The organism is Pseudomonas sp. 22490, from assembly GCF_052044465.1.
Lineage (GTDB): Bacteria > Pseudomonadota > Gammaproteobacteria > Pseudomonadales > Pseudomonadaceae > Pseudomonas > Pseudomonas aeruginosa.
Genome location: NZ_JBQENS010000106.1, coordinates 1 through 471 on the forward strand (window position 1 = coordinate 1; position 471 = coordinate 471).

Sequence of the window (471 nt, forward strand, 5' to 3'; positions counted from 1 at the left end):
GAGGACGGCTGTGGCGGTTTATGGACCACCGATACCGGCTCGCCCATCGTCATTCGTGGCAAGGACAAGCTGGCCGAGCACGCGGTGTGGTCGCTGAAATGCTTCCCGGATTGGGAGTGGTACAACATCAAGGTCTTCGAGACCGACGATCCCAACCACTTCTGGGTCGAGTGCGACGGCCACGGCAAGATCCTCTTCCCCGGCTATCCCGAGGGCTACTACGAGAACCACTTCCTGCATTCCTTCGAGCTGGACGACGGCAAGATCAAGCGCAACCGCGAATTCATGAACGTCTTCCAGCAATTGCGCGCCCTGAGCATTCCGGTCCCGCAGATCAAACGCGAAGGCATTCCCACCTGAGGCCATCCTGGAAGGGGTGAACTATGGACGATCTATTGCAACGCGTACTGCGCTGCGAAGCGCTGCAGCAACCCGAATGGGGCGATCCGTCGCGCCTGCGCGACGTGCAGG

General features: G+C 60.3%; 2 protein-coding genes. Both read left to right on the forward strand.

The window, feature by feature from the left end; all coding sequences use genetic code 11:
* Positions 1-360, forward strand: a 360-nt coding sequence (gene phzB / locus ACTJJX_RS35110; RefSeq protein WP_436424951.1) for a phenazine biosynthesis protein PhzB, incomplete at its 5' end; no start/stop codon positions are given.
* A gap of 23 nt (positions 361-383) precedes the next feature.
* Positions 384-471 (forward strand): hypothetical protein (locus ACTJJX_RS35115; RefSeq protein ID WP_440782071.1); only part of this gene is annotated, 88 nt, incomplete at its 3' end.